This is a genomic window from Modestobacter sp. SYSU DS0875, assembly GCF_054050915.1.
In genome coordinates this window covers 20745-35581 of record NZ_JBJHAH010000040.1, presented here as the reverse complement: position 1 = coordinate 35581, position 14837 = coordinate 20745, and the positions used below count along the sequence as shown (strand labels likewise).

The following is a 14837-nucleotide window of genomic DNA, read 5'->3' as shown; positions in this document are numbered from 1 at the left end:
GCTCCTGGCTCAGCTCAGGAGGTGAGCCAGGAGCACGCACGGTGAGCTGAGCTGATCGTGCGGGACCGGCGGCGGCGGGCGGGGCCGCTCAGGGGCAGCCGGTGTTCCAGCCGGTCAGGGCGGGCCACTCGTGGTCGTGGCCCAGGATGCCGTAGCGGCCGGTCGCCAGCGGGAACAGTGCGCCCTTGTCCGGCCCGAACCCCAGCCAGCGGGCGGTCAGCACCCGCAGCACGTGCCCGTGGGCGACCAGGGCGACGTCGCCGCCGTCCAGCAGCGGCCGCGCCCGCTCGAGCACCCGGTCGACCCGCTCGGCCACCTGGGCCAGCGTCTCCCCGGGGCTGTCGCCGGGCTCGGTGCCGTCGTGCCAGAGTGACCACGGGTGCCCGACGCGGTCGCTGATCTCCGGGGTGGTCAGCCCCTCCCAGCGGCCGTAGTCGACCTCCACGAGGTCGGGCTCGAGCACCGTCTCGATGCCGTCGTCGAACAGGCCGGCCAACTCCGCGGTGCGCCGCGCCCGGACCAGCGGGCTGACGAAGGCGTGCGTGATGCCACGGCCGCCCAGCACCGACCGCAGCCGCCGCCCGTCGTCCTCCCCGTCGGGCAGCAGCGGCAGGTCGGTCAACCCCGTGTGCTGCCCGCTCCGGCTCCACTCGGTCGCTCCGTGCCGGACGACGACGATCTCACCCACGCTGGACCTCCTCCGCCGGGACCCGCCCCGGCTCGCTCGAACCGGACGACTCCCGGCCGCCCACGGACGCGGTGCCGGCGACGGTCATCACGATCACCGCACCCAGGATGACCAGCAACGGCGCCGTCCAACCGTCGGTGGCATCGTGCACCCACCCGATCACCAGCGGGCCGGTGGCCGCCACCACGTAGCCGCACCCCTGCACCATCGCCGACAGTTGCCGGCTCTCGGTCTGGCCCCGGGACCGCCGGACGATGGCGATGAACACCACGGTGATCCCGCCGCCCTGCGCGACGCCCGCCAGCGAGCACCACAGCGGCCACAGCGAGGAGGCGGCCAGCATGCCCAGCGGCAGGGTGGCCCACAGCGTCGTCACCGCCAGCAGGACCGCCCACGGACGCTGCCACCAGGCGACCAGCGCGGGGATCGCGAAGGCGCCGGCGACGGCGAGGACCTGGAACAGCGAGGAGCCGACCCCGGCCGCCGACCGGGACAGCCCCTGCTCGTCGGCCAGCAGCGTCGCCAGCCAGGCCGTCGTCCCGTAGAAGGCGAACGACTGCCCGGCGAAGGTGGCGGTCAGCCCCCAGGCGACCGGTCGGCGCCAGACCGACCGGCCGGGCACCGGCGGCGGGGGAGCGGGCGCGGCGGTGCCGGCCGCCGCGGCGCGGGCCACGTGCCGGCGCAGCGCGGCGGTCCACACGGTGGCGGCCACCACCGTCATCAGTCCCCACGAGGCCAGCGCCAGCTGCCAGCCCAGCACTGCGGCCAGCGGTGCGGTGAGCGCGGAGGTGAACGTGGAGCCCAGGTTCATCGTCGCGGTGTAGGCGGCGGTGACCACGTTCGTGGCGCCGGGGAAGTCCCGGCCGATCACCACCGGGACGACGATGTTCCCCACGGTGATGCCCAGCCCGATCACCACCGTGCCGGCGATCGCGGCCTCCTCGGTGCCCAGCGAGCGCAGCAGGGTGCCGGCCAGCACCCCGGCCATCGACACGACGACGGCGCGGTGCACCCCGGTCCGGGCGATCAGCAGCGAGGCGAACGGCGCGGCGAGCCCGAAGCAGAGCACCGGGATGCTGGTCAGCAGGCCGATCGTGCCGGCGCCGACGCCGAGGTCCCGGCGGATCAGCTCGACCACGGGGGCGACCGCCACCAGCGGTCCGCGCATGTTCAGCGCGACCAGCAGCACCCCGACCAGCAGCAGGACCGGCACGGCCGTCGTCCCCCGTGTTCGTTGCACCGGTCCACTCAACTCCACCGCACCGCCGTGCCGCGCGCCGGGGGCCGGGGCGCGGAAGCCGATCTGTGCAGCCGGACACATGGCGTGGTGTCGGGAAGGCGGTGGGGCAGTACTCGCTTGTGCGCAACGAGACCCCGGTGGCCGATCCCGGGGCCCCGACGTCGCGCACCGACGGCCCGCGCACCTCACGTCCTGGAGGACACATGACCAGCGCCACCACCCCCACGCTCACCTTCGACCTCGGCGGCGACCTCCCCGTCCACCGCCTCGGCTACGGCGCCATGCAGCTCACCGGCGACGGCGTCTGGGGCGAGCCGGCCGACCGGGCCAACGCCGTCCGCGTCGTGCAGGGCGCCGTCGAGCAGGGCGTCGACTTCATCGACACCGCCGACTCCTACGGACCGGTGGTCAGCGAGCAGATCATCGCCGACGCGCTGCACCCCTACGCCGATGGCCTGGTCGTCGCCACCAAGGCCGGCCTGACCCGCACCGGTCCGGGCGAGTGGGTCCCCGTCGGCCGCCCGGCCTACCTCAAGCAGCAGGTCGAGCTCTCGCTGCGCAACCTCAAGGTCGACCGGATCGACCTGATCCAGCTGCACCGCATCGACCCCGAGGTGCCGCTGGCCGACCAGCTGGGCGCCTTCGCCGAGCTCAAGGAGCAGGGCAAGGTCCGGCACATCGGCGTCTCCGAGGTCTCCGTCGAGGAGCTGAAGGCGGCCCGGGAGATCACCGAGATCGTCAGCGTGCAGAACCTCTACAACCTGACCAACCGGCAGAGCCAGGACGTGCTCGACTACGCCACCGCCGAGGGCATCGCCTTCATCCCGTGGTTCCCCATCGCCACCGGTGACCTGGCCAAGCCCGACAGCCCGGTAGCTGCGGTGGCCAAGGAGCTGGACGCCACCCCGTCGCAGGTCGCGCTGGCCTGGCTGCTGGCCAAGTCGCCGGTCATCCTGCCGATCCCGGGCACCAAGTCGCTGGACCACCTGGCCGAGAACCTCGGCGCGGCCCAGCTGACCCTCTCCGCCGACGAGATCGCCCGCCTGGACGCCCTCGCCGGCTGACGTGCCGCGCAGTGATCAGGTGACCTGATCCGACCCTGTCCCCCCGCATGAGCACCGGTGCGGGGGGACAGTCGTCGGTGCGGGGGGACGTGCCCGCCCCCGGGCCAGGGCCGGGGGCGGCGCGTCGCCTCAGGCGGGCGTGTGCTCGGGACCGGTGCCCGGGTGCAGCAGCGGGCCGGTGTGCCCCTGCCCGGTGCCCAGCGCGGCGACGAACTCCCGCAGCAGGTCCCCACCGTTGTGCCTCGCCCGCCAGCCCAGCTGCGTGCGGGCCCTCGTGGTGTCCAGCGGCGGCACCCCGATGCCCATGTCCAGCCAGCCGGGCTCGATCTGCAGCACGCGCGCGGTGAACGCCGCCTGCATCCCGGCGCGCAGCACCGCCGCCGGCACCGGCACCCGGCGGGTGCCCAGCGCCCGGGCCAGGCCGTCGGCGTCGAGGTTCGGCGGGGCGGCCACGTTGAACGCCCCCGGCGCCCGCCGGTCCAGCACCCGGGCGATCAGATCGGCGACGTCGTCGGCGTGCACGAAGCCCAGGTGCAGCGACCCGGGCAGCGGCAGCGGCAGCAGCTTGGCCACCGGCCCGGGCACCGCCCGGGCGGCGGGGAAGAGCACCGGCCCGAGGAAGTAGCGGCCGATCTCGCTGGCCGCGTCCGGCTGCAGCACCAGTGTCGGGCGGATCGGGGAGACCGTCGCCTCCGGGTGCGCGGCGTCGAAGTCGCGCAGCAGCCCCTCGACCGTCGACTTCATCCGGCTGTACTGCGAGGACGGGATGCCGGTGGTCGGCCAGTCCTCGCCGACCGGGTGCACCTGCGGGCCGGCGGCGTAGGTGCCGATCGAGGAGAGGGCCGCCACGTGCGCCACCCCGGCCCGGCCGGCCGCGTCGAGCACCCGGCGGGTGCCCTCCACGTTCACCCGGTGCAGCAGGTCGGGCTGACGGTCGGGGATCAGCGCCCAGGCCGAGTGGACGACGGCGTCGGCGCCGGCGAGGAACTCGTCGAGCACCGGCTCGCTGGAGCCTTCGCCGAGGTCGGCGGTGAACCAGCGCACCCCCGCGTACGGCTCGGTCTCCGGTGGCCGGCGGCGGGCCAGTCCACGCACCTCGGCGACCCCGGCGTCGGCCAGGGTGCGCAGCAGCGCCGTCCCGACGTTGCCCGAGGCGCCGGTGACCGCCACGGTCATGCCCGACAGGTGTCCGCTGGGGAGCTCAGCCATGTCGGGCGGCTACCCGCGCAGGACGACGTCCACCCCTCAGCCGGCGACGTCGAGCGCGGCGAGCGCCAGGCCCCGGCACGCGGCCAGCCGGTCGGACTCCTCGGCCAGGCGCCTGCGGACCGCGGGCGGCAGGGCCTGCCACGGCTGCACCCGCACGGTGAGCCGGCGCCCGGAGCTGCGCGGCCGCCAGACGCCGGCCACCTCGCCGTCGACCAGGACCGCGCCGGGGCGGCCCAGCACCGGCCACAGCTCCTTGGCCCGCGCGCGGTCGGGCACCAGCAGCGACCGGTCGCGCAGCTGCAACCACGGGTCGTAGGGGCCGAGCAGCCGCACCATCGGGGTCGGCCCTGCGACGGCGGCCGGCAGGTCGGCGGCGAGCAGCCAGCGGCGCTCCCCGTCGACCGTGACCTCGACGGCGTCGGCCGGCCAGCGCGCCCGCACGTCGGCCACCGGGGCGTCCAGGTGCGCGGCGACCTGCTGCGGGGTGGCCGGGCCGTACAGCCGCAGGTGCCCGCGGACGACGTCCAGGTGCTCGGGCACCTCCGCCGCGGGGGTCAGCCCGGGCACCGGCCGCAGCACCGGCGGTGACGTGCCCGGCGTCAGCTCCAGCCCGGCGCGCAGCGCGGCGAGCCGGAAGGGCTGCTCGTAGAGGTGGGTGGCCTGGCACGGGCGGCACCAGCGCAGGTACGGCTCGGGCAGCAGCCCGGCGAGCCGGCCGGAGAGCTCGCCCTTGACCATCGGCTCGGTGACGAGCGTGCGCATCGCGTCGGCGACGGTGTCCAGGGCGGTGCGCACCGGGATGCCCGCCGCCCGCAGCGGCTTCGCCGCGTCGAAGACCCGCTTGGCCGCGTCGGCCTCGGAGAACGGCGCGGTCGCGGCGACCACGCCGGGCAGGTCCGCTCGGCGGTACGCGTGCGGCGCGCCCCGCAGCGTCCAGGCCAGGGCGAGGCCCGGCAGCTCCGCAGGCACGTCGACCCCGCGGACCGCCAGCGCCCACCGGGTCGCCTCCGGGCCGGTGTCCTGCACGCCCTGGTCGAGCACCGCGGTGTCCTCGACCGTCCCCGCGGGCCGGTCGAGCTGGTGGGCTCGTACCCGGTGGCCGAGCACCTGGGCCCGGGTCAACGCCGTCGGCATGGCGGCACCCTAGGACCGGGCACCGACGTTCAGGGGGTGAACGCGTCGTCCAGGGCGTCCCCGCGCCGCTCGGGCAGCGCCCAGGCCGCGGTGGCGGCGAGCACGAAGGCGGCGGCGAAGACCCCGAAGACCAGCGCGGTGCCGCCGGTGTCCAGCAGCAGGGGCACCGCCAGCGGGGCCAGGATCGAGGCGATCCGGCCGAACCCGGCCGCGGCGCCCGCGCCGGTGGCGCGCAGCGCGGTCGGGTACACCTCCGGCGTGAGCGCGTACAGCGCGCCCCACGCGCCGAGGTTGAAGAACGACAGCACCATGCCGCTCGCCAGCACCGCGGAGTCGCCGCCGGCCACGGCGAACAGCCCCGCGCCCAGCGCCGACCCGAGCAGGAACGCCCCCAGGGTCGGCCGGCGCCCCCAGCGCTCGACCAGCCAGGCCGCGACCGCGTACCCGGGCAGCTGGGCCAGGGTGATCACCAGCGTGTACCCGAAGGACTTCACCAACGAGAAGCCCGAGGCGTACAGCAGCGTCGGCAGCCAGGTGAAGGCGCCGTAGTAGGCGAAGTTGATGCAGAACCACACGCCCCACAGCGCGGCCGTGCGCCGCCGGGCGGCCGGGGCCCACAGCTGCCCCGGACGCGCCCGGGTCGCCGGTGCGGCGACCCGCGGGCTGGGCACCGGGTCGACACCGGCAGCGCGCTCGAGACGGCGCACCGCCGCCTCCGCCTCGTCGGTGCGCCCCCGCAGCTCCAGGAACCGCACCGACTCGGGCAGGCCGCGGCGGACGACGACGGCGTACAGCGCCGGCAGCGCCCCCAGCGCGAGCGCCCAGCGCCAGCCGTCGTCGCTGCGCGGTACGACGAAGTAGCCGATCAGCGCGGCCAGCACCCAGCCGACCGCCCAGAACGCCTCCAGGGCCACCACCACCCGGCCGCGGACCCGGGCCGGTGCGTACTCGCTGACCAGGGTCGAGGCCACCGGCAGCTCGGCGCCCAGGCCCAGCCCGATGAGGAAGCGGAACACCAGCAGGGCGCCCACCGACCAGGACAGCGCCGCCGCCCCGGTGGCCAGACCGAACACCAGCAGGGTCAGCGCGAAGACCTGCCGCCGGCCGAACCGGTCGGCCAGCAGTCCGCCCAGCGTGGCGCCCAGCGCCATCCCGACGAAGCCGATCGAGGCGATCCAGGACAGCTGGGTGTCGGTCAGCGACCACTGCACGGCCAGCGCGGTCATCACGAAGGAGATGAGCCCGACGTCCATCGCGTCCAACGCCCAGCCCACTCCGCTGCCCACCACGAGCCGGCCGTGCTCGCGGGTGAGCGGCAGCCGGTCCAGCCGCTCCGGCCGGGTCAGGGGTGCGGGGAGGGAGGACGGGGAGGCGGCGGTCGGCTCGGCGCTCATCGACGCCGCCTACCCGGCCGGGGACCCGATCTCACGCCTGGTCGCCGGCGAGCGGGCCGGGCAGCCGGTTCGGGCCGGCCTCGGCGGGCCGGGGACGGTCCTCGGGGTGGGCGCGCACGGCCAGCAGCGCGACGTCGTCTGCGGCCGAGCCGGGCACCAGCCGCGCCAGCAGGGTGTCGCACAGCTCCTCCAACGGCGTCCGCCCGAGATCGCGCAGCGCCTCCTGGAGGGCCGCGAGCCCCGCGTCGAGGTCGGAGCCGGGGCGTTCGACCAGGCCGTCGGTGAACAGCAGCAGCGTGCTGGCGTCGGGCAGGTCGACGTCGTGCTCGTGCCGGGGCGCGTCGGCGGTGACCCCGAGCATCATGTCCGGGCGGGTGGCCAGCAGCTGCGCACTGCCGTCGGCGGCCAGCAGCACCGGCGGCAGGTGGCCGGCGCTGCTCCACCGCAGCCGCCGGCTGCCGGTGGTCCTGGTGTCCGCGGCGCGTTCGACCCGGGCCAGCACCGCCGTGGCCAGGGTGCTCACCGCCAGCCCGGAGGCCGCGCGCTCGGTGCGGGTCAGCGTGGCCGACAGCGGCTCGTCGTTGTCGAACGCCAGCGCGCGGAGCAGCCCGCGCAGCTGCCCCATCGCGGCCGCGGCGTCGCTGTCGTGGCCGACGACGTCGCCGATCACCAGCACGGTCGCGCCGTCGGGCTGCAGGAACGCGTCGTACCAGTCACCGCCGACCTGGGCGCCGGATGCGGCGGGCAGGTAGCGCACCACCACGTGCAGGTGGTCCGGCTGCGGCGGCGGGGTGAGCAGCGCCTGCTGCAGCCGGTCGGAGAGGGCCCGGTCCTCCGCGGCGCGGCGGGCGGCCTCCCGCAGCCGCGTCGCCTCGGCCTCCGCGGCCCGGCGCTCGGTGAGGTCCCGGAAGGAGACGACGACGCCGGTCACCCGTCCGTCCTGCACGGTGGGCACGGCGACGAGGTCCACCGGGACGGCGGTGCCGTCGCGGTGCCAGAAGACCTCGTCGGCGGCGTGCACCGGCTCCCCGGTGCGCAGTGCCCGCCACACCCCGCACTCCTCGAGCGGGAGCGGCGTGCCGTCGGGGCGCCGGGAGTGGATCAGCTCGTGCTGGTGGCTGCCGAGCTGGACCGCCTCGGGGTGGCCGGTGATCCGCACCGCCGCGGGGTTGACGAACTCCACCCGGCCCTCGGCGTCCAGGCCGTAGATGCCGTCGGCGGTGTTGTCCAGGACCTTGCGGGACAGCTCCAGCGCCCGGGACAGCTCCGCCTCCACGGCGCGCAGCCGCACCAGGTCCGCCTGGTGTTCGGCGAGGGTCCGCTGTTCCGGCATGGGTGGTGAGGTCTCCTGCTCTGGACGCGCGGCGGGCGGCGGGCGGACACCAGCCTGCACCAGGGCACCGGGCGCCCGACCGGGGGCGCCGGCTCAGCCGTGCGTGCGCACGTGGGCGGTGACCAGCTCCCCGACCCGGTCGGCGGCGAGCTCGGGCAGCCAGTGGTCGGCGTCCTCGAGCACCTCCAGCGCGTAGGGCGCGCTGACGAACTCCCCGGTCGCCTCGGTCGCGGCCCGGCCGAGGAAGGTGTCCCGCGCCCCCCAGACGTGCAGCGTCGGCACCCGCACCCGGCCCACCGGGTCGCTCCCGGCCAGGGGCAGCGCCCGGTACCAGTTGAGTGCGGCGGTCAGCGCCCCCGGCTCCCGCATCCGGTCGACGTAGCGGTCGACCAGCTCCTCCGGCAGCCCGCCCTGCCGCAGCATCCGGCGCAGCACGGCACCGCCACCGGCCAGCAGCACCGCCTCGGGGGCCACGGGCAGCTGGAAGAGCCCGATGTAGGCCGAGCGCAGCGCCTGGTCGCTGTGCCCGAGGGCCTGGGTCATCGCGGCCGGGTGCGGCACCGACAGCGAGGTGAGGGTGCGCACCCGCCACGGGTGCCAGGCGGCCAGCGCCCAGCCGACGACGCCGCCCCAGTCGTGCCCGACGACGTGCGCGCTCTCCAGCCCGGCGGCCTGCAGCAGCGCCAGGACGTCGTCGGCCGTCTCGCGCAGCCGGTAGGCCGCGCGGCCGGCGGGCCGGGCGCCGGGGGAGTAGCCCCGCTGGTCCGGCGCCAGGGTGCGCAGCCCCGCGGAGTGCAGGGCCGGGCCCAGCCGGTCGAAGGCGCCGGAGTCCTGCGGGAAGCCGTGCAGCAGCACGACCGGCTCCCCGTCGGCCGGGCCGGCGTCCCGGACGTCGAAGACGAGGTCACCGCGGCGGAAGGAGTCCATGCCCCCGTCCCTTCCCCGGCGACCGCCCGCTCACTCGGGCAGGACGTGGGAGAACACCGACGTCGGGGTCCCGTCCCGGTCCCGCACCACCGAGACCCGCACCAGCACCGGCACCGGCGAGCCGTCGGCGTGCACGAACGCCGTGGACAGCTCGGTCACGCCGATGAACTCGGTGAACAGCCCGTCGACGGCGGGGCGGTCCGCGACCGGGGTCAGGTCCTGCACCCGGCTGTCCCGGAGCTGCTCGGCGGTGGTGCCCAGCAGCGCGGCGAAGGCCTTGTTCACCCGGAGCAGCTGCCCGTCCATCCGGGTCATCGTCATGCCGATCGGGGCGTCGTCGAAGGCGTGCCGGAACATCGCCTCGCTGGCCGACAGCGCCCGCCGCGCCTCGACGGTGGCGGTCACGTCCCGGGAGACCGACAGCACCTCCCGCACCCGGCCGTCCTCGTCGCGCAGCTGCCGGGTCTCGCTCTCCAGCCAGCGCAGGCCGCCGTCGCGGTGCACGAACCGGTGCACGCCGGTGCCGTCCATCACCCGGGCCGCGAGCTCGGGGTCGGTGGCCAGCCGGGTGAGGTCGTCGGGGTGCAGCAGCTCGCCGATGGAGCGGCCCACCAGCTCCTGCGGCAGCCAGCCGAGGATCGGGCCGCTGCTGGCCGAGGCGTAGGTGACCCGGCGGTCCGGGGTGGTCACCACGACCAGCTCGTCGTTCCCGCCCAGCGGCAGCACCGCACCGCCGCCGCCCTCGGCGCGTGCTCCGCTGACCGCGCGGCGGGCCAGCCGGGCGGCCAGTGCGGGGGAGGCGGGCTCGGGCTTGCCGAACAACCACCCCTGCGCGGCGTCGCAGCCCATCGCGATCAGCTGCCGGGCCTGCTCGTCGGACTCCACGCCCTCCGCCAGCACCCGGCGGCCCAGGCTGTGCGCCGCCTCGACGACCAGCCGGACCAGCACCGCGTCGGCGGTGTCACTGGCCACCCGCTCGACGAAGGACCGGTCGATCTTCACCAGGTCCAGCGGCAGCGCCCGCAGCAGGCTCAGCGCCGAGTGCCCGGCACCGAAGTCGTCCAGCGCCAGCCGCACGCCCAGGTCGCGGATCTGGGTGAGCCGGGCGGCGGTGGCCTCCAGGTCGGTGATCGCGGCGGTCTCGGTGATCTCCAGGCACAGCCGCTCCGGGGCCAGGCCGCTGTCGGCCAGCGCCCGCACGACGTCGTCGGTGAAGTCCCGCTGGGCCAGCTGCACGGCGGAGACGTTGACCGCCACCGTGGCGGCGACGCCGCTGGGGCCGGTCGGCCAGCCGGCGGCCTCCCGGCAGGCGGTCTGCAGCACCCAGCGGCCCAGGTCGACGACCAGGCCGGTCTGCTCGGCCAGCGGGATGAACCGGTCGGGCGGGACGGCGCCGAGCTCCTCGTCGTCCCAGCGGGCCAGGGCCTCGACCCCGGTCACCTGGCCGCCCGGGAGCGCCACGACCGGCTGGTAGTGCAGCGAGAGACCACCGGTCTCGATCGCGTGGCGCAGCCGGCGCTCCATCGCGTGCCGCGCGCGGACGACGTCGGTGGCCTCGGCCTCGGCCAGCAGTTCGCTGGCGAAGTGCGCGACGCGCCCCCGGCCCAGGGACTTGGCCCGGTACATGGCCAGGTCGGCCTGGTGCAGCAGCTCGTCGAGCGAGACCGGCAGCCGTCCCTCGGCGCTGGCCACCCCGACGCTGGCCCCCAGGCTCACCAGGTGCTCGGCCGGCCCGTCGGCGCCCAGCGCGCTGACCACGAACGGCGCGGCCGCGGCGAGCACGATGCGCTCGGCGAGTGCGCTGCTCTGCTCCATGGTCATCGCCGCACCGGTGACGACGGCGAACTCGTCCCCGGACAGCCGCACCACCAGGTCCTCGGCGCGGGCCACCCCGCGCAGCCGGCGGGCGAACTCCACCAGCACCTGGTCGCCGGCGCTGTGCCCGAGGTGGTCGTTGACGTCCTTGAACCGGTCCAGGTCGATGTAGCAGAGCACCCCGGAGCTGCCGGTCTGCCGGAGCCGCTCGAGCAGCGAGATGCGGTTGGGCAGCCCGGTCAGCGGGTCGTGGAGCGCCTGCCAGGCGTACTGCTGGGCCAGGTGCTCGAACAGCGCGGTCACCGGGGCCAGCAGCAGCTGCCCGCCCGGCGCGGTCACCACCACGGCGTCCAGCAGCGCGTCGCCGGCGGCCCGCCGCTCGACCACCGCGGCGGCCGCCTGCGGCACCGGGGCGTCGGCCGGGAAGACCAGCGTCTCCGGCACCCCGAGCTGGGGGAGTTCGCGTCGGGCGTGCACCAGCCGGCCGTAACCGAGCCGGCCGGTCATCGCCAGCTCGAACCAGGAGCGGCTGACCAGCACGGGTGCCTCGGCGCGGTCGGTGACCACCCAGCGCAGTCCGGCGTCCCGGCGGAACATCGCGTCCAGGGCCGCGAGCGGCACCCGCGGGGAGACCAGCCGGGCGGGGACGGCCAGGTCGGCGAGCGTGGTCACCGCCGGCTCGGGTCCGGCCGCGGCGGCGTCGGCGGGGGGTGCGGGCAGAGCAGGCAGCGCAGGCAGGGCGGCGTCCGCCGTCCCGGTGCTGGTCATCGACCGTCGTCCTCCTCGGACCGCCGTCCGGCGATCGTCGGGAGGAATGATGATCATGGTCGGGGGTGTGGGGCGATGCCCTCTCACCCGTCCGGGTCGGCGGCCCGGAGGGCCTCTGCAGGCGCCGGGAGCCTCGGTCGGGGACGATGGAGCGGTGGTGGCACCCGCAGCGCAGGAGCTGATCGTCCTGGTCGACGAGCACGGGACGGCGATCGGCACGATGCCCAAGCCGCTGGTGCACCACGGTGAGACCCCGCTGCACCGGGCCTTCTCCGCCTACCTCTTCGACGACGCCGGGCGGCTGCTGGTCACCCGCCGGGCCGAGGACAAGGCGACCTTCCCCGGGATGTGGACCAACACGGTCTGCGGGCACCCCGGGCCGGGGGAGGACGACCCCGCGGCGATCGCCCGCCGGGCGCGCTACGAGCTGGGCCTCGGGGTCGAGCAGCTGCGGCCGGCCCTGCCGTCCTACCGCTACCGGGCGGTGTTCCGCGGCGTGGTGGAGAACGAGATCTGCCCGGTCTGGATCGGCCGCTTCACCGGCACGCCGTCGCCCGAACCGACCGAGGTCGGCGAGTGGGAGGTGCTGGACTGGACCGAGTTCCGCGCCCGCCAGGAGACCCAGCTCGACGACGCCTGGTCGCCCTGGTGCCGGGAGCAGGCCCGGCTCATCGAGGCGGCCGGCCTCGCCCCCAGGGACTGACCGAGGTCACCGCCCCTCCGGCCCCGTCCGGAGACTCGCCCCGAGCCTGCGAGGAGTGAGGAGGACGGGGTCCTCTCAGGCGTGCACGACGAGCCGGACGGTGCAGCCCTGCCCGGCCTCGTCGGCCGGGGTGGTGGTGAGGACGTCGACCGACCGGCGGGCCAGCCACAACCCCATCCCGCCCACGGCCATGTCCCCGTGTGCGGGGCCGTAGCCCACCAGCGGGTCGTCGAAGGCGGTGCCGCGGTCGGTCACCGCGCACAGCAGCCGCTCCGGGGTGCACCACAGCTTCACGTCGACGGGGGGCACGCCGTGCTCGGTGGCGTTCGCGGTCACCTCGTCGATGGCCAGCACGAAGTCCTGCGCGGCGTCCTCGGACAGGGCGCTGTCGGCCAGTGCGCGGCGCAGGGCCCGGCGCAGGGCACGCATGTCGTCGAGGTCGACGACGGCCAGCGTGGGCTCGGTGGCCTCCAGCGGGTCGGGCACCCGCGCCCGCTCCACCTCGCGCAGCAGCTCCTCCGGTGCACGGTAGCCCGGGTTGGGCACCGCGCCGTCGGCGGTCAGCAGCCACGGGTGCGTCGCCCGCGCCACCGACTGGGCGTCCACGCCGTCGGGTTCGCCCACGACCGGGCTCAGCAGGCACAGGTGGTCGACCGGCCGCTCGGCGAGCACGTGGTTGAGCAGCGCCTCGGTCTGCGCCCAGGTCGTCCAGTCGTCCGGCTCGCCGGGGCCGGTCACCAGGTGCAGCCGCCGGCCGTCGGGCGGCAGCTCGCTGTCGACCAGCGAGCCGATCGCGGCGATCGCGTTCGGGGGGCGGTCGCCCAGCGGGTCGGCCGGGCCGACGTGCACGTCCTCGGGGCGGCCGACGGCGTCCAGCAGGGCACCGGCCACCGGCTCGGTGCACGCCACCACGACCGGCTCGCCGGCGTCCAGGGCGGTGCGCAGCACCGGGCCCAGGACGGCGGCGACGTCCTGGCCGGGGTGCACCACGTAGCCGATGTGCCGGTAGCCCTTGGGCTCCGGGATCGGCGACGGGGCGACCTGCTGCTGGGCGTGCTCCACGGGCCGGGCCCGCCTCCTTCATCGGTTGCTGCGACGGGTGGTGACTGCCCGGGGACCGTGATCGGGACACATCGACCGGTGGAGCTCACACGGCACGGCATGAGCAGTCGGCCCCGGGTGTTGCACCCACCGTGCACAACGACGTCGTGGTGATCGGGGCCGGGCAGGCCGGGCTGTCGGCCGCGTACGCGCTGCGCCGGGCCGGGGCCGACTTCGTCGTCCTGGACGGGAACGCCGGGCCGGGTGGGGCCTGGCAGCACCGCTGGCCCTCCCTGCGGCTGGACCGCGCGCACCGGATCCACCCCCTGCCGGGGCTGCCGCTCTCCGATGCCGACCCGGCGGCGCCGGCCAGCGAGGTCGTCGGGGACTACTTCGCCGCCTACGAGCGGCGCTTCGACCTGCCGGTGCGGCGGCCGGTGGCGGTGCGGGCGGTCCGGCGCACCGACGACGGGTTCCTGCTCGACACCGACGCCGGGGAGTGGACGGCGCACGGCCTGGTCAACGCCACGGGCACCTGGACCCACCCGTTCTGGCCCGCCTACCCGGGGCGGGAGCTGTTCGGCGGCCGGCAGCTGCACGCCGCCGACTACCGCGGCGCCGAGGAGTTCCGCGGGCAGTCGGTGGTGGTCGTCGGCGGCGGGACGTCGGCGGTGCAGCAGCTGATCGAGATCAGCGAGGTCGCCGACACCACCTGGGTCACCCGGCGGGAACCGGTCTGGCGCCGCGACGGGTTCGACGAGGAGGCCGGCCGGGCGGCGGTCGCGCTGGTCGACCGGCGGGTGCGGGCCGGCCTGCCGCCGGGCAGCGTCGTCGGCGTCACCGGCCTGCTGGAGACCGAGGCGGTGCGCGCTGCCCGGGCCCGGGGCGTGCTCCACCGGCTGCCGGTGTTCGACCGGCTCACCCCCGACGGCGTCGCATGGGACTCCCCGGCCCGGTCGGTCCGGGCCGACGCCGTGCTGTGGGCCACCGGCTTCCGGGCCGCGCTGGACCACCTCGCGCCGCTGCACCTGCGCGGCCCGGGTGGCGGGATCCTCATGGACGGCACCCGGGTGGTCGCCGAGCCCCGTCTCCACCTGGTCGGGTACGGCCCCTCGGCGAGCACGGTCGGCGCCAACCGGGCGGGGCAGGCCGCCGTGCGCGAGCTGCTGCGCACGTTGGCCGCCGTGCCCGAGGTTGACCGGGGTGCATCGGCGGTAGGAACCGGCGCATGAGCGACACCACGGACCCCACCCTGCCCGACACCGGCATGGCCACCGGCAACGACGAGGGGCTGCCCGGCGAGCAGAGCCGGGCACCCCTCGGCGCCGACGCGCAGGAGGTGCGGGCCGCGCTGGAGCAGCCCGGCGACCGCCCGGCCGAGCCGGCGGTGGAGGACCGGCCCGAGGTCGCCGCGGCGGCGTCCGACGACGCGCCCTTGCCGGCGCCCGGGGACGGCGGCGGCAACGACGACGGGCTCGACCCGCAGTTCACCGACCGCTGAGCCCCGGGATCGGGCCCTTC

13 protein-coding genes are annotated in these 14837 nt (G+C 76.3%); 4 read left to right on the top strand and 9 right to left on the bottom strand.

The window, feature by feature from the left end:
• Window positions 1-88 precede the first annotated feature (88 nt).
• Together ACI79Y_RS18175 and ACI79Y_RS18170 are read right to left on the bottom strand one after the other, a co-directional pair.
• A complete protein-coding gene (locus tag ACI79Y_RS18175; protein WP_457159835.1) occupies window positions 89-688 on the bottom strand; it encodes a histidine phosphatase family protein in 600 nt (199 codons plus the stop codon).
• Window positions 681-1901: an MFS transporter gene (locus tag ACI79Y_RS18170; protein WP_457159834.1), complete on the bottom strand. Its 1221-nt coding sequence runs from the start codon at window positions 1899-1901 to the stop codon at window positions 681-683. The genes ACI79Y_RS18175 and ACI79Y_RS18170 overlap by 8 nt, the downstream gene beginning before the upstream one ends.
• Window positions 1902-2131: 230 nt before the next feature.
• Here ACI79Y_RS18170 and ACI79Y_RS18165 point away from each other — a divergent pair, with 230 nt between their 5' ends.
• Entirely contained in the window at window positions 2132-2992 is an 861-nt protein-coding gene (locus ACI79Y_RS18165) for an aldo/keto reductase (RefSeq protein WP_457159833.1), read from the top strand.
• 129 nt (window positions 2993-3121) lie between these two features.
• Here the strand turns inward: ACI79Y_RS18165 and ACI79Y_RS18160 are convergent, their stop codons facing one another.
• The 6 genes from ACI79Y_RS18160 to ACI79Y_RS18135 all read right to left on the bottom strand — a co-directional run bounded on the left by ACI79Y_RS18160 (window position 3122) and on the right by ACI79Y_RS18135 (window position 11572).
• A complete protein-coding gene (locus ACI79Y_RS18160; RefSeq protein WP_457159832.1) occupies window positions 3122-4201 on the bottom strand; it encodes an NAD-dependent epimerase/dehydratase family protein in 1080 nt (359 codons plus the stop codon).
• Window positions 4202-4237: 36 nt separating this feature from the next.
• The gene (locus ACI79Y_RS18155) at window positions 4238-5335 is read right to left on the bottom strand and encodes a winged helix DNA-binding domain-containing protein (RefSeq protein WP_457159831.1); all 1098 of its coding nucleotides are present in this window, start codon (window positions 5333-5335) and stop codon (window positions 4238-4240) included.
• Between the two features lie 29 nt (window positions 5336-5364).
• Window positions 5365-6729, bottom strand: a complete 1365-nt coding sequence (locus ACI79Y_RS18150) for an MFS transporter (RefSeq protein WP_457159830.1) — start codon at window positions 6727-6729, stop codon at window positions 5365-5367.
• Between the two features lie 31 nt (window positions 6730-6760).
• Entirely contained in the window at window positions 6761-8062 is a 1302-nt protein-coding gene (locus tag ACI79Y_RS18145; RefSeq protein WP_457159829.1) for a PP2C family protein-serine/threonine phosphatase, read from the bottom strand.
• 93 nt (window positions 8063-8155) lie between these two features.
• Window positions 8156-8989, bottom strand: a complete 834-nt coding sequence (locus ACI79Y_RS18140) for an alpha/beta fold hydrolase (protein ID WP_457159828.1) — start codon at window positions 8987-8989, stop codon at window positions 8156-8158.
• Between the two features lie 30 nt (window positions 8990-9019).
• Window positions 9020-11572: an EAL domain-containing protein gene (locus ACI79Y_RS18135; protein ID WP_457159827.1), complete on the bottom strand. Its 2553-nt coding sequence runs from the start codon at window positions 11570-11572 to the stop codon at window positions 9020-9022.
• A gap of 154 nt (window positions 11573-11726) precedes the next feature.
• Here ACI79Y_RS18135 and idi point away from each other — a divergent pair, with 154 nt between their 5' ends.
• The gene (gene idi / locus ACI79Y_RS18130; protein WP_457159826.1) at window positions 11727-12275 is read left to right on the top strand and encodes an isopentenyl-diphosphate Delta-isomerase; all 549 of its coding nucleotides are present in this window, start codon (window positions 11727-11729) and stop codon (window positions 12273-12275) included.
• A gap of 75 nt (window positions 12276-12350) precedes the next feature.
• On the opposite strand, the gene ACI79Y_RS18125 is transcribed toward idi, so the two are convergent.
• Window positions 12351-13337 carry an ATP-binding protein gene (locus tag ACI79Y_RS18125; protein WP_457159825.1) on the bottom strand — a complete coding sequence of 329 codons (987 nt, stop codon included), beginning with the start codon at window positions 13335-13337 and terminating at the stop codon, window positions 12351-12353.
• Window positions 13338-13468: 131 nt separating this feature from the next.
• Here ACI79Y_RS18125 and ACI79Y_RS18120 point away from each other — a divergent pair, with 131 nt between their 5' ends.
• On the top strand, window positions 13469-14548 hold the full coding sequence (locus ACI79Y_RS18120) for an FAD-dependent oxidoreductase (protein WP_457159824.1): 1080 nt from the start codon (window positions 13469-13471) through the stop codon (window positions 14546-14548).
• Window positions 14545-14817 carry a hypothetical protein gene (locus ACI79Y_RS18115; protein WP_457159823.1) on the top strand — a complete coding sequence of 91 codons (273 nt, stop codon included), beginning with the start codon at window positions 14545-14547 and terminating at the stop codon, window positions 14815-14817. Before ACI79Y_RS18120 ends, ACI79Y_RS18115 begins: the two co-directional genes overlap by 4 nt.
• The last annotated feature ends 20 nt before the right edge of the window (window positions 14818-14837 follow it).

Coding starts and splice junctions, on each gene's coding strand:
- ACI79Y_RS18165 (WP_457159833.1), top strand. CDS start 2,132: ATGACCAGCGCCACCACCCCCACGCTCACCTTCGACCTCGGCGGCGAC.
- ACI79Y_RS18160 (WP_457159832.1), bottom strand. CDS start 4,201: ATGGCTGAGCTCCCCAGCGGACACCTGTCGGGCATGACCGTGGCGGTC.
- ACI79Y_RS18155 (WP_457159831.1), bottom strand. CDS start 5,335: ATGCCGACGGCGTTGACCCGGGCCCAGGTGCTCGGCCACCGGGTACGA.
- ACI79Y_RS18150 (WP_457159830.1), bottom strand. CDS start 6,729: ATGAGCGCCGAGCCGACCGCCGCCTCCCCGTCCTCCCTCCCCGCACCC.
- ACI79Y_RS18145 (WP_457159829.1), bottom strand. CDS start 8,062: ATGCCGGAACAGCGGACCCTCGCCGAACACCAGGCGGACCTGGTGCGG.
- ACI79Y_RS18140 (WP_457159828.1), bottom strand. CDS start 8,989: ATGGACTCCTTCCGCCGCGGTGACCTCGTCTTCGACGTCCGGGACGCC.
- ACI79Y_RS18135 (WP_457159827.1), bottom strand. CDS start 11,572: ATGACCAGCACCGGGACGGCGGACGCCGCCCTGCCTGCGCTGCCTGCT.
- ACI79Y_RS18115 (WP_457159823.1), top strand. CDS start 14,545: ATGAGCGACACCACGGACCCCACCCTGCCCGACACCGGCATGGCCACC.